The organism is Halodesulfovibrio spirochaetisodalis, from assembly GCF_001672295.1.
GTDB classification, from domain to species: Bacteria; Desulfobacterota; Desulfovibrionia; order Desulfovibrionales; family Desulfovibrionaceae; genus Halodesulfovibrio; species Halodesulfovibrio spirochaetisodalis.
In genome coordinates this window covers 86,938-99,583 of the sequence record NZ_JXMS01000009.1, presented here as the reverse complement: position 1 = coordinate 99,583, position 12,646 = coordinate 86,938, and the positions used below count along the sequence as shown (strand labels likewise).

13 protein-coding genes are annotated in these 12,646 nt (G+C 47.3%); 3 read left to right on the top strand and 10 right to left on the bottom strand.

The genetic code is table 11. The features are described from left to right. Window positions 1-22 precede the first annotated feature (22 nt). Entirely contained in the window at window positions 23-2,059 is a 2,037-nt protein-coding gene (locus SP90_RS06840; protein ID WP_066853921.1) for a hypothetical protein, read from the bottom strand. 423 nt (window positions 2,060-2,482) lie between these two features. Between SP90_RS06840 and SP90_RS06835 the strand changes: the two genes are divergently transcribed. Further along, window positions 2,483-3,868 carry a DNA integrity scanning protein DisA nucleotide-binding domain protein gene (locus SP90_RS06835; protein ID WP_231895540.1) on the top strand — a complete coding sequence of 462 codons (1,386 nt, stop codon included), beginning with the start codon at window positions 2,483-2,485 and terminating at the stop codon, window positions 3,866-3,868. Window positions 3,869-3,871: 3 nt separating this feature from the next. On the opposite strand, the gene SP90_RS06830 is transcribed toward SP90_RS06835, so the two are convergent. Continuing rightward, on the bottom strand, window positions 3,872-4,342 hold the full coding sequence (locus SP90_RS06830) for a DUF3124 domain-containing protein (protein ID WP_066853917.1): 471 nt from the start codon (window positions 4,340-4,342) through the stop codon (window positions 3,872-3,874). Between the two features lie 370 nt (window positions 4,343-4,712). Between SP90_RS06830 and SP90_RS06825 the strand changes: the two genes are divergently transcribed. Continuing rightward, entirely contained in the window at window positions 4,713-5,183 is a 471-nt protein-coding gene (locus SP90_RS06825) for an EVE domain-containing protein (RefSeq protein ID WP_066853915.1), read from the top strand. After that, complete coding sequence (locus tag SP90_RS06820) at window positions 5,180-5,404, top strand: SlyX family protein (RefSeq protein WP_066853913.1); 225 nt, start codon at window positions 5,180-5,182, stop codon at window positions 5,402-5,404. The genes SP90_RS06825 and SP90_RS06820 overlap by 4 nt, the downstream gene beginning before the upstream one ends. 138 nt (window positions 5,405-5,542) lie before the next feature. Here SP90_RS06820 and SP90_RS06815 read toward each other — a convergent pair whose 3' ends face one another. The 8 genes from SP90_RS06815 to SP90_RS06780 all read right to left on the bottom strand — a co-directional run bounded on the left by SP90_RS06815 (window position 5,543) and on the right by SP90_RS06780 (window position 12,530). Continuing rightward, window positions 5,543-6,259, bottom strand: coding sequence for an ABC transporter ATP-binding protein (locus SP90_RS06815; RefSeq protein WP_066853911.1), 717 nt, complete (start codon window positions 6,257-6,259; stop codon window positions 5,543-5,545). 14 nt (window positions 6,260-6,273) lie between these two features. Next, window positions 6,274-7,044, bottom strand: a complete 771-nt coding sequence (locus SP90_RS06810) for an ABC transporter ATP-binding protein (RefSeq protein WP_066853910.1) — start codon at window positions 7,042-7,044, stop codon at window positions 6,274-6,276. Then, window positions 7,041-8,006 carry a branched-chain amino acid ABC transporter permease gene (locus SP90_RS06805; protein ID WP_066853908.1) on the bottom strand — a complete coding sequence of 322 codons (966 nt, stop codon included), beginning with the start codon at window positions 8,004-8,006 and terminating at the stop codon, window positions 7,041-7,043. The genes SP90_RS06810 and SP90_RS06805 overlap by 4 nt, the downstream gene beginning before the upstream one ends. Then, window positions 8,003-8,908 (bottom strand): branched-chain amino acid ABC transporter permease, encoded by a 906-nt coding sequence (locus SP90_RS06800; RefSeq protein ID WP_066853907.1) that lies wholly within the window; start codon window positions 8,906-8,908, stop codon window positions 8,003-8,005. Before SP90_RS06800 ends, SP90_RS06805 begins: the two co-directional genes overlap by 4 nt. 85 nt (window positions 8,909-8,993) lie before the next feature. Beyond that, window positions 8,994-10,118: a branched-chain amino acid ABC transporter substrate-binding protein gene (locus SP90_RS06795; RefSeq protein WP_066853905.1), complete on the bottom strand. Its 1,125-nt coding sequence runs from the start codon at window positions 10,116-10,118 to the stop codon at window positions 8,994-8,996. Between the two features lie 952 nt (window positions 10,119-11,070). Continuing rightward, window positions 11,071-11,718, bottom strand: a complete 648-nt coding sequence (locus SP90_RS06790; RefSeq protein WP_197498772.1) for a terminase small subunit — start codon at window positions 11,716-11,718, stop codon at window positions 11,071-11,073. 7 nt (window positions 11,719-11,725) lie between these two features. After that, window positions 11,726-12,010 (bottom strand): hypothetical protein, encoded by a 285-nt coding sequence (locus tag SP90_RS06785; protein WP_066853900.1) that lies wholly within the window; start codon window positions 12,008-12,010, stop codon window positions 11,726-11,728. Beyond that, window positions 12,000-12,530, bottom strand: coding sequence for a hypothetical protein (locus SP90_RS06780; RefSeq protein WP_066853898.1), 531 nt, complete (start codon window positions 12,528-12,530; stop codon window positions 12,000-12,002). The genes SP90_RS06785 and SP90_RS06780 overlap by 11 nt, the downstream gene beginning before the upstream one ends. Between the last annotated feature and the right edge of the window lie 116 nt (window positions 12,531-12,646).

Sequence of the window (12,646 nt, the reverse complement as noted above, 5' to 3'; positions counted from 1 at the left end):
CAAAAAAGAACATTCTTCCAAACTATTCTTTCAAACTATCCTTTCTGCTGCTGCTCATCTTTTCGTTACAGCCGACCTCATTCAGCAGCCACTCAACAGTACCGGATGTTGCCCATTGCTCCTGCTCAGGCATTGCCAGTGTTTCTGTGTCTGCCCCTGTTTCCAGCTCTCGTACAAGCGAGTTTTCCAGAAGCGTTATGAATTCTGGCTCGATACGTTTGGCATACTCAAGCTGACAAACAATTGCTTGCTGCTCATCAGGTTCAAACGCTCCTAACAGCTCTGCAGCATATTCACGATCTGTTTTCAACAACAAGGCAACAACAGCCCGCTGAATAGCCACGGGCTCACTACGCAGCATAGCTGCTACGGTCTGTGCAGGCACTGAGCGAACAGGAGCAAACGGCATATGAATTCTGTCATTACGGCACAAGGCCACTACCTTTGCCATATCTTCTGCAGCAATGGCGCGTATCATCAAACGCCGGACAAGTGCGCTGTCCACTACCAGTGCTCCCACACTCACAATAGAACTATTACGCTGTTTCAAAAGGGCATTCACCTGCTCTGCATACAGAGAAGGTAGTTTCCCTGCTTCACGTAAAAATCCTGCTGCAGCCTCCGGTGAAAAGCTTCTGAGCACCTGCGCTGCATGACTCTCACTCAGAGCAAGAACTGATGCCACAAATTGCTGTGACTCAGACAGAACAACCTCTATACCAGCCCTGTGGCCTGCCCTGCGTTCTATGGCTTCCCTTTTTTCTCTGTCCATCTTTTCCAGAAGACCATTTCTTCTATCCTCTGAGAGCTGGGACAATATAACAGCTGAAGACAGCGGGTGCTGCTGCGCCAACTCGTCGCGTAATGCCGCATCATCCAGACGCGTAAAACACTCAATGGCAGACGCATCAAGCTCTGAAAATTCTGGAACAAGTATCTCCTGCTCCCCTGAAAGAATCGGCAGGATCAGCTTCAACATTTTTTCAGGAAACACCATCATCATGGTGCCACTGAGTTCTTTGTTCTCACCTGTATGAGACTCAGCGTCCATGCTGACTGAAAATTCGCACACAATACATGGTTCATCCAACCAGAAGTGCTTGCTGGACCATGCCTGTTCATCTGCTCTGCCATGCGTGGATTCTACTTCGTAGAACGGAGCCAGTGCCCACTCCATATCCAGCAGCAATAGATGCAGCACATGACGCATAATACTGTAGGCAACAGAACACCCACTGCCGCCTTTAGAAGATTTTTGTGCTGTCACCCTGCGCAGCATAGATTGGACAGATTCCTGCCCCCCTGCTGAATATGTCGAATGCATGAGCCCTACTGCAAGTTCGCGCTCTATCCCGATCATTCCCACGCCTTCAAGTGGATACATGGAAAATGTTGTTGCGATGGGGTGATCCATACGAAGCCAGACATCAAACGGCGCGCGGGCTGATCGAACCGGAACAACAGTACACGCCTGCCCTGTAATATTCCGCAGCCTTTTGGTGGCACCTGAAGCAAAGGTGCTCATAATTTTATCGAGCACGGGAAACTGCGCAGCAGAGCGGTATCTATACGCTAATAGATCTGTAAGCGTTCCGTTTTTTTGTGCCTGTGCAAGTTGCTGTGGAGGCAATCCAAACACGGTCTCTTCTTCTGTCCCTGTCTGTCCCAAAGAACCGGTCAGATCTTCACATTCATTTTCAGAGGCTTCTGAATCCGGCTCCACTGGGCGTTTCAACAGCCATTGCACCTCTTCCTTTGTTATCTCATTAGCCTTTGGTTCCGGTTTTGCCGTACCGAACAGATCACTTACAAGGTCACTTTCAACACCTGTTAACGACGCCTGCCATGCTTCATCAGACCACGGGTCTAAATCGAGCGTCACCTCAAGCTGTACCCTGTTTCCATTACTAGTTACTGAAGCAGATTTTGACACAGCGGGGTCTGCTTCTACTCCCCTGATGACCGAATTCTTCAGAGTTTTTGTCTGGTCGGGGGGAGCATTCTCAGCGCGGTGCAAATAAAGCGGGAGCACTTTTCCCATTCTTCGTTTCTTTGTCATGAACTTTTTCCTGAACATATAGTTCTGTGTGACAAGTTATCCCCGAAAATTTGAAGCGCAGCGATTATGCTTTGTATATCTATACGACAGAGTAAACTTTTTATGCTGCCATTATGATTATATATACTCTTTTATTGTGCACATTCACTTCAAAATGTGCACTAAGCCTTGCTCCTTTTCCAACATGCATATACCCTACCAACCAGTACACAAACGGAGTTCAGCACATATTTTTCTGTTTTATCATAAAGACTTGTGCTCACACCAACAGATAATAGTTGTACTTCTCTTCTATTCTTTGTTGTGCAAAATTTGGACATCCGTTGCAGATTTTTTGTTTCTTTTTGGAATGGTGTTGCACATAACACCATTGATTGTCGGGAGGAGGAAACGGTGACGATGCTAGATACAGCTCAATGGAGAATGAGCATTTATAATATTCTGGACGGGTTAAGTGATGGACTATCTCACTTCTCCGGTCCGAGTCGCGTGGCACTTATTATATGCCTCGAAAAAAACGGCCCATTCTACATCCTCGACCCGCAAAACCTGCTAGACGGCCACCAGCCACGCCTTAAAGATCTTTTCCAGACATTTCATGAAGCTGTTTCTGACATCTTGCTCCCTGAATTTGCTCCAGTGGAAGACCCACAGCTTGCCGGACTCATCAGTTACGGCGGTTCCTGTACAACTCTGCCTTTCCAGATGTGGTTCACAGAAGAATACCCCGACATATGCTCTAAAGGGCCTATACTTCGCTGGTTAGAATACGCAGCAACCCAGCTATGCGCTGAGTTCAGTCAGGACGCAGGATTGCGCAATGACACTTCCAGCTATGTACTGCAAGGGTATGCACAGCATGCTATCCGCGATTATATTATCGATAAACGCAGCGAAGCACTAGGGATGGACACCTATCTACGTATCTACCCTACATTAAATGCTATTCTTGGAATTTCGAACACACGGGAAGAAGGAGCATGGCCGCGGGGAAAAATCGCTTTTGTGGAACCCCGCCTGCTGCAACATGTCCATTTTCAGGCATCCTTTCCGCGTATGGAGCAACCTCTGCTTGTAAACCTGCGGCACTGTCGAAAGACCCTGCAGGCAGTTGAAAACAGTGAGCGGTTTCTTATTTCTGACGGCTGTACCCTTGCTGGTGTTGCTTCAGGAGAACTCCCTCCGGGCTCTATCATTGCCACGTTTGAAGGGAATCACGGAATGGTTTCGCTTGATGGAGAACTCATTTGCAGCTTTGCATCCGGTAATTTTCTGGCGACCAATCGTCGCCCGAATCTCGTGCAACTGGAAGAAGCCTTGCTGGAATCAAGCCTGACTCCGAAACAACAGCACAGCATCTTCCAGCATACAACGCAGGTTGTTATTCAGGCTCGCGAGCGCAAACACGGTTGTACACTCGTACTCGACCTGAACACCATTCCGCGCAATATTGCAGGACAAACCCTGCAAACTCCACTGGATTTGAGCATGCCGGAAAACATCGACATCGCATGTTCTCTGGCAAAAGTTGACGGGGCACTGCACATCAGCAAATCGTCCACCCTTCTTGGCTTTGCCTGCTTGCTGGACGGACGTACCGTACCTGGAGAAAACAGAGCTCGTGGCGCACGATTTAACTCAGCATTGCGTTTCACCGCCATGCACAAAAACATCATCGCGATTGTTGTGTCATCTGACAGGCCGGTATCTGTTATTCAACATGGAGTAGAACTCACCGCACAGTGCCGATGGAAGCCTATAAGCTATATTTCCACCCCGCCATTGCTGGAAAACTGGCTTGAGGAATAACAGCTATTCAATCGGCACAGCCTGAGTAAGAAACGCAAATCCGTATGATGAACCTGTACCGAGCATAATGCTTTCAACAATCGGTACATCAACGGCCTTATCTGCTTCCCATTTCACAATAAAATTTGCGCCGGAGCCGCCTTCATCGTCATTAAGACTTACGATATACCGTATAGACTGGAGTGGCGCCATCACTACTGGTTTATCCAGATAACTGCGCAGCAGCTTTCCTTCAGTATTGTAGTACTCCACACTGGTTATCCTGATGGTTTCCTTACGGCTTGTATTCCGTACACTCAATGTCGTTGTCAGATTTATCGTTGCCTCTCTGTTACCGTGATAAATGTATGAATATGCAGGTGCGTACAAGGTTTGTCCGTTCAGTCTGGTACGTGCAGAAGCGTCCGGTGGCAGAAGCATACAGGCAGCAAAAAACAATAAACAAATAAAAACAGTAGCGCGATTCATTCTCATACAACCCTCCAAGATATATTCTCAATAACACAGGTGGCTGCCAGAATATCAAAGTTACTCCTGTGGCGAAAGAATGTTTACATTAATATACTAATGTTTCGGCATGTTATCATCTGAGTTTTTTTCACTTACACGCCTTTCCATAGAATATACATAGGTTGCATCGGCACTCCCCTCCTGTATTTTTCACAAACTAATCCGTTACTGCTCCCTCCAAACTGTGCTACGCTCTGTCAAAGCCAATACACAGTCGGACACTCCTCTTTCTACTACCGCTTGTATTCGAACACACTCTGCGATAATCTTTTGATATAGAATTATCTTCAACATCAGGACTTTTGCCAGTCTCTATATAGAAACGGAGCGTACTATGGCTAACTACTGGCTCGTTAAATCTGAACCCGGATGCTATTCCATTGACACACTGGCGGGGGAGCCGAACCAGACCACATCATGGGATGGAGTACGAAATTATCAGGCACGCAATTTCATGCGTGATGCAATGAAGCTTGGCGACAAGGTGCTGTTCTACCACAGCGTCACCAATCCTTCAGTCGTCGGTGTATGTGAAGTTGTCCGTGAAAGTTACCCTGACCATACAGCATGGAATCCCGAAGACGATCATTTTGATCCTAAATCAACGGAAGAAAAACCGCGCTGGTTTATGGTGGATGTGAAGCTGGTGGAAAAATTCCCACGAGCCCTTACGCTGAAAGAATTACGACAGATTCCCGGACTCGAAGGCATGGAACTGTTACGAAAAGGCTCCCGCCTTTCTGTAATGCCCGTAGATAAGAAAGAATTTGATATCATCTGCAACCTTGCAAAGGAGCAGGCATGAAAGAAACCAAAGAACGTCTCGCACAGTTAGAAGAGCAGCTGTACTTTCAGGAAAAAACCATTTCCGAACTGAATGAAGCGCTGACAAACCAGCAGTTTCAGCTTGATGAAATGGAAAAGAAAATGGAAGCTGTTATCCTGCGCATCCGTCAACTCAGCCCTGTTCTTGATGATGGAGGCGTAGATGATGGCCCGCCACCGCACTACGGCGGCAATGTCTAGCGTTTGCAATACTGCGTAGAACATTCAGCTACCGCGCAAAGAATCTAAAAAAGGCTGTCCCTCATATGAGGGACAGCCTTTTTTCATCTCAGTAACAATGGTGGTACCTGTAACGACAAGTTACAACTACTATCAGGACTAATGTCCCTTACCACCAAGATATGCAGACTGAATATCCGGATTCGAAAGCAGCGTATCAGCATCATCAGCAAGAACGATGTTGCCTACTTCCATTACATACCCGCGGTCAGCCAATTTAAGCGCTGCACGGGCATTCTGCTCAACAAGAATCACGGTCAAGCCGCGCTTGTTAATTTTACGGATAGTATCGAAAATAGATTTAACCAGAATCGGTGCAAGTCCGAGAGAAGGCTCATCAAGCAACAGCAGACGCGGATTGGACATGAGCGCACGACCGATTGCAAGCATCTGCTGCTCACCACCGGAAAGTGTACCTGCAAGCTGTCCCCGACGCTCAAGAAGACGCGGGAACAAGTCATAAATCCATTCTTTGTTCCGTGCTATCTTTTCCTTGTCTGACAGCGTGAAGGCACCCAATTCCATATTCTCTTCCACAGTCAGTGTGGAGAATACGCGACGTCCTTCAGGAGACTGAGAGATACCGAGCTTAACGATATTATGCGCAGGAACGGTATGGATAGGTTTACCATCCAGCAGAATCTCCCCTTTGCTTGCTTTTACAAGCCCGCAAATGGAGTTCAACGTAGTTGATTTTCCCGCACCGTTAGCGCCGAGAATTGTTACAATCTCACCTTCATTTACTGTAAGATTGATGCCGTGCAGTGCTTCTACATTGCCGTAGTTTACGTGCAGATCACGAAGTTCAAGTAGCATATGGCAAGTCTCCCTTACAGCAGATCATCATCAGCACCGAGATATGCTTCAATAACCCGGGGATCGTTTTTAATAGTTTCCGGATCGCCTTCAGCAATCACTGCACCGTATTCAAGCACGATAAGGTGTTCACAGATCTTCATAACAAGACTCATATCGTGTTCGATCAGCAATACAGTAATACCGCGTTCACGAATGGCTTTGATAAGCTCAATGAGTTCCTGCGTTTCCTGATCGTTCATGCCGCCTGCAGGTTCATCAAGGATGATAAACTTAGGCTCAGTAGCAAGAGCACGGGCAATTTCCAGCAAACGCTGCTTACCGTAGGAGAGGCTGTCCGCCTGTGTATCCCACTGATCTTTCAGCCCGACGAACTCAAGCTCAGACATTGCTTTTTCCAGCACACGCTTTTCTTCTGCCCGCTGAGCAGGAGTACGGAACATGGAAGCAAAAACACCTGATTTCATACGGCAATGACAGCCGGAAAGCACGTTTTCCAATGCATTCAAACTCTTAAAAAGACGAATAGTCTGGAAGGTACGGGCAATACCGAGATTAACAATGCGGTGCGTCTGCATGCCCACCACATCTTTGCCGTCAAAAATGGCTTCGCCGGTATCAGGAATGTAGTTGCCTGTAATCAAGTTGAATACTGTAGTCTTACCAGCTCCGTTCGGACCGATAAGGCCGACAATGGAGCCTTCTTCAACACTGAAGGAAACGTCATTAACAGCAAGCAGCCCACCAAAAGTTTTGGTAAGGTTCTTAAGTTCTACAAGACTCATGACTGTTCTCCCTCAGCTTTACTGAAAAAGCGGGATACATCATATTTTCGCGGTAACGGAGGCAACAGCCCCTGTGTACGGAAAATCATCATAGCGATCATGGCAGCACCGAAGACAAGCATTCGTGCCGATGCAAAATCACGGAACAGTTCCGGCAAGCCGATAATAAGAAATGCCCCAAGAAGAACCCCGCGGATAGAGCCCATGCCGCCGAGAATAACAATGGTAAACAGAAGGACAGACTCCCAGAATGAAAATGATTCAGGAGAAATAATCTTCATTTTACCGGCAAAGATGGTTCCCACCATACCTGCCCAAAAAGCACCGATAACAAAAGCAATAAGCTTGTAACGGGAGATATCGATACCGGAGCCTTCAGCGGCTACGTCATCATCTTTAATATAGTTCAACGCCCTGCCGAATCGGGAGTTCTCCAGTCTGTGGAACAGGAAAATAGTCACAGCACAGAAGCCCCAGATCAGGTAAAAGAACTGATATGGACGTTTGATTTTAAGACCGAACAGCATCGGGCGATCAATACCGAAGATACCGTTGGCACCACCGGTCAATCCACCCACGTCGTTGATAAGGGCAATGCGGATAATCTCTACAATACCGATAGTAACGATAAGCAGGTAGTCACCACGCAGGTGAATGATAGGGCGCGCCACGATAAGACCGAACAGACCGGCCAGAATACCCGCAAGCGGCATAGTCCATAACAACGGAATATCAAACATGGTGTTCAAGATTGCAGAGGTGTAGGCACCCACGGCAAAGAACGCTGCATGCCCCATCTGAAACAGACCACACTGTCCGAGAATAATATTCAAGCTCAAGGCAAGAATTGCGTAAAGCCCGATATTGTTCAGCACATCTGTCCAGTAGGCATCAAGCACCAGCGGAGCACAGGCAAAGACTGCTGCACCCGCAAGGCACAATATGTCTTGTTTTTTAATCATACCTTGTCAGCCACCCTTTCGCCCAGCAGTCCGGTAGGACGGACGATCAAAATGAGAATGAGAACAAGGAAGGAGATCGCATCTTTCCATGCAATGGAAATGTATGCAGCTCCAAGAGACTCAACAACACCAAGCAGCAAGCCACCCAGCATCGCACCGGGGATGTTGCCGATACCGCCAAGAATTGCTGCTGTAAATGCTTTGAGGCCGTACAGCCAGCCCATGGTAAAGTTGATCTGCCCGTAATAAAGGCCAACCATAACACCTGCTGCGCCACCGAGAGCAGGCCCGATCATAAATACGAGACTGATCACACGGTTAACATCGATACCCATGAGCTTTGCAGCTCCCTGATCGATGGCTGCCGCGCGGATAGCGGTACCGATTCGGGTCTTATGCGTCAGGTAGTACAGACCGCACATGAGCAGAACAGAAATGACAAACATAAGGATTCGGATAAGAGGAAGCTCTGCACCGAAAACGTTCACAGTCACATTAGGTAACAGGCCGTGCGGGTATACAAGCGGACGAGCACCCCAGATAAGCATGATAGCGTTCTGGAAAAAGATGGATGCACCAAGTGCGCTTACCACTGCAGAAAGTCGCGGTGATGAACGAAGCGGTCGGTACGCAATGCGCTCGAGCAAAAAGCCCACCACACCCACAAGAATCACCACCATGACAGCCAGTACCAGCAAACCGGCAACCGGTCCGATAGAGTCTGTAAGACCCAGCGACGTGAGCAGCGTGAGTCCTAAAAAGGCACCGATTGTGAAAAGATCACCGTGTGCAAAGTTAATCAATTTCAACACACCATATACCATGGTGTATCCAAGCGCGATGAGGGCATAAATGCCGCCTACCGCCAAGCCATTTGTAAGCTGCTGAAAAAATTCTTCCATAAGGAATATCCCGTTGAGAAAAAAACGGTAAAATCCAGAGCACAGCACCCTTGCCGTGCCGTGCTCTGGAAAAGAGAAGCCGAAGTTACGGTAACATTACGAATTCGCCATCAGCATTAACTTCGCTGACGCGGTAGAACTTGCCTGCACGGTCGCCTTTGTTATCAAACGCGATAGAACCGGTAAGCCCCGGGTAGTTGTCCATTTTGTTACGTAAGTACTCGGAAAGAACTTCTGGATCAGTTGAATCTGTCTGACGGAGAGCTTCAACGATTGCGAGGAACGCATCGCCAGCAAACACAGACCAGATAGAAGCAGGGAGTGAGTTGTACTTTGCTTTATATGTATCCAGAACTTCTTTTGCAAAAGGAGAAGTAAGGTCGTTCACGCCCGGAGGGCTCACGAAGAAGAAACCTTTAGCTGCATCGTTACCGGCAATCTTGACCAGATCAAGGTTGTTAGTAGCGTCGCCGCCCATCATAGCAACATCCCACTTCATTTCTTTTTTCTGGCGAAGAAGCAGACCTGCTTCGTTAAAGTAGCCGGTAAAGAAGATTACGTCAGGATTGAAGCCTTTGATTTTAGTAAGAATGGTATTGTAATCCTGCTCACCCGGGTTGAGTGCATCAAAAAATACAACACTGTTATCATCAAGACGCTTGCGAGTCTCATCTGCAAGACCTTTTGCATAAGAAGAGTTATCATGCAGGATAGCAATACGCTTGTATCCACGGTCTTTCAGAACCTGAGCTGCAGCTGCGCCCTGGGAATCGTCACGAGGACATGTGCGGAAGAAGTTTTCAAGACCTTTTTCAGTCAAACGCACCATTGTGGACCCGGTGGCAATCTGAATAACGTCTTCTTCATCATAAATGTCCTGTGCTGCTTCAGTAATAGAAGAGCCATAGGTACCAATAACCGCTACTACACCAGAAGTAACGAGGCGCTGTGCGGCAAGAGCTGCCGTTTTAGGATCAAATGCATCATCTTCTGCGATAATCTCAATCTTCTTGCCTTTCACACCACCGTCAGCATTCACTTTGGCAGCGAGAATCTCAACAAGATTTTTCATATCGAGACCTTCAGATGCATATTTACCTGTGAGCGGTGCCTGCAAGCCAATCTTAATAGTATCTGCTGCAAGCGCAGCAGAAGAGAGCAACAAGGAAGCAACCAGCCCTAAGGCTAAAACGCGCATAAATCTTTTCATTCGAAATCCTCCTATGGATGACTTTCTATAAAAATCCTACAAATAATTCCCTCTCCTTTATCGAAAACCAACCCCAAACCCCAACGTCAAAGGGCTTTGGGTATACTTCTCTCACATAGCAACCCACAACAAATTTGTCAAAAAATATACATTTTAAGCTGATAGAATAATATTCCCGTATTATTGCATACTTTCAGACAACATTGACCACTTGCTGCATGTACGTTGCGTACGTTTGTGAAATATATAACTTTTCACATACCATACGGCACTGAATGAGTTATCAATCAATGCCGCAGTAATATACTCGCTCTCGATAAAAAAATAGAAAGGAAAGAGTGTGAACATGAAAAAATTTTAGCTGCATTGGACAAAAAAAGACTGCTATCTGATGCCGGTCAGATGACATAAAATACGTGTAAAAAAGTGGAGCTTCATGGCGCATACAAAAACTGCATTTGCGCAATAAAAAAGAAGTGTACACATGTAAAATATTACAGTCACACCTCCACCATAAAACAATTTCGTATCTGATTTTGGCAGCCAGCACACAGACCGCGGCGCTCTACTGCGCAACACGGAGTGCGTACTGCAAGGATAGCACCGCTTCGGTTCAATGCAGGAACCCTTTCTTATACACATTTCGAGAAAAATATAAAGGGGTAAATAGAAAATTCTATTCGGGGCATTTATATTGCATAACGCAACGAAATCACCTCCCAACACACTATACAGAAGCACCAGCAACGCATTGACCGTTCAAACAATAACACATTTAACTTAAAACATATTTCAACATAAACCTGCATAGATCAGCTAGAAAAAACGGTCAGCCCATTCTTTGCAAAAGAATAGACTGACCGATATTACATCTCGCTCCGTGCACAATACGACTGATGTATTTATATAAAAAATAACCCGAGAAAGTGTTGGGAAGCTGCTGAATGCTTTTTTATGCCCCTTCCGGTTCATCAGAGGGGCAGATATTCGACTCTGCATTAAGGTCCAATGTTCCGTAGATACTCTCCAACCGTTTTTTTAAGACTGGCGAAAGCTCTTCTAATTCCTTTCCTGATGCTTCGATTTCCTGCTGATCATACAATCCTACATGCTTTGCCAACATTTCCAGAGCCTTAAGTTTTGAATGCTGTTTCACACGCACTGTTCCGCCTCGCGTTGTCACAGTCTCAGTAATTTCTGCAATGGATGCTGCCTGCGCGGCACTAAGGTCACGCGAATTTCGCAAAGTAAGGCACCCGTCATCCCACACACAGACGTCTTTCAAATTGGCAAACCCTACCGCAGCCAATTCTTTTACTATTGCATCCTGCGTAACGCGGGTTCGCGCTGCCCTTTGTTGTTCGCGCTGTGCAATTTCTTTGCGCACTTCTGGCGTGCTAAGAAGTCTTTTTGCCGTAGTTCCAGCGCGGGCCTCAGCATATCCGGCACGGCAAACAGCAACTTTACTGTTATAATCAATCAGGTATTCATCCACAAAACGTCGTTGTCTCGATGTTAATTTTTGTTTTCGCTTTCGTCCCTCTACTTCATCTACCCCCTCTCTCTCTTCTTCAATCGAACCGGTTTGCAATGGTGCCATGTGCTCCTCACCTGCCATCGCTCTTCACTCCCCGTAACTCTGCTTTTATCTCAGAAAGCACTTCCTGCATGGCGGCAACCCGCTCATCAATTCGAGCGACTTTTATGACAACCTGCTGCTGTGCAATATTTTCTTTCGATAACAAACCGGTAACCTGCTCAACATGATCAAGGCGCGCAGTAAAACTGCTAAAAACACCTGCCACCGTCGCCACCGCAGTCATGACCGCAAAGGCAACGCTCAACGTTACCCGCCTGTCCATCTGCCACAGCATCTCGTTATTACGTCCCACTATTACCTCCGCTTCCAGCCTTATCCTTCCGATATGACCCCAGTGAAGAACCAAGGTAGTAGTTGACCACAGCACCAAACGCAGTTCCCAATGAGCCAAGCAGCAGCAACGCCGGCTCACTTACCTGCGGTGCCGAAACCACTTCGCGCAGCATCCAGAAAAAACCGCAAATGACGACAAGAGAGACTATTCCCGTTACCCACGCACCACCGTGTCCGGCTTTAGCCAACGCAACCTCTCGCGCCCGTGCATCCTGCACATTGCGTAATTCCACTTCAAGCTGAACCCGTTGCCAGGCCATTACCTGCTCCTGCTGTTCAACTTCGAGCTTTTTAAGGGACACAAGAACTTTCGGGTCGTTCAATGCAGCCGCAACAGCCTGCGGCTCCGGCTCTACACCGAGAAAACTGCTGATAAGTGTACCTGCAGCACCAGCAATTGCACCTACAGGCCCACCAAGAGCTGCTCCAAGCACTGGTGCAACCTTTGCCACGCTCATTCCCAGATCTTTCCAATCCATAGAGCCTCCGTATTCTTTTACAGCACTCTACACTGCCTTACGCAAGGAAGTGATGAAAGCCATATCATACGGCGGTTCCCGCCCTCTCCCGCTCCTACGCCAAGCCGGTTGACCGT

Bases quoted from the DNA above. Each gene is read 5' to 3' on its own strand.
- SP90_RS06840 (WP_066853921.1), bottom strand. From the start codon at position 2,059: ATGACAAAGAAACGAAGAATGGGAAAAGTGCTCCCGCTTTATTTGCAC.
- SP90_RS06815 (WP_066853911.1), bottom strand. From the start codon at position 6,259: ATGCTACTTGAACTTCGTGATCTGCACGTAAACTACGGCAATGTAGAA.
- SP90_RS06780 (WP_066853898.1), bottom strand. From the start codon at position 12,530: ATGGATTGGAAAGATCTGGGAATGAGCGTGGCAAAGGTTGCACCAGTG.
- SP90_RS06795 (WP_066853905.1), bottom strand. From the start codon at position 10,118: ATGAAAAGATTTATGCGCGTTTTAGCCTTAGGGCTGGTTGCTTCCTTG.
- SP90_RS06830 (WP_066853917.1), bottom strand. From the start codon at position 4,342: ATGAGAATGAATCGCGCTACTGTTTTTATTTGTTTATTGTTTTTTGCT.
- SP90_RS06825 (WP_066853915.1), top strand. From the start codon at position 4,713: ATGGCTAACTACTGGCTCGTTAAATCTGAACCCGGATGCTATTCCATT.
- SP90_RS06800 (WP_066853907.1), bottom strand. From the start codon at position 8,908: ATGGAAGAATTTTTTCAGCAGCTTACAAATGGCTTGGCGGTAGGCGGC.
- SP90_RS06790 (WP_197498772.1), bottom strand. From the start codon at position 11,718: ATGGCACCATTGCAAACCGGTTCGATTGAAGAAGAGAGAGAGGGGGTA.
- SP90_RS06835 (WP_231895540.1), top strand. From the start codon at position 2,483: ATGAGCATTTATAATATTCTGGACGGGTTAAGTGATGGACTATCTCAC.
- SP90_RS06805 (WP_066853908.1), bottom strand. From the start codon at position 8,006: ATGATTAAAAAACAAGACATATTGTGCCTTGCGGGTGCAGCAGTCTTT.
- SP90_RS06820 (WP_066853913.1), top strand. From the start codon at position 5,180: ATGAAAGAAACCAAAGAACGTCTCGCACAGTTAGAAGAGCAGCTGTAC.
- SP90_RS06810 (WP_066853910.1), bottom strand. From the start codon at position 7,044: ATGAGTCTTGTAGAACTTAAGAACCTTACCAAAACTTTTGGTGGGCTG.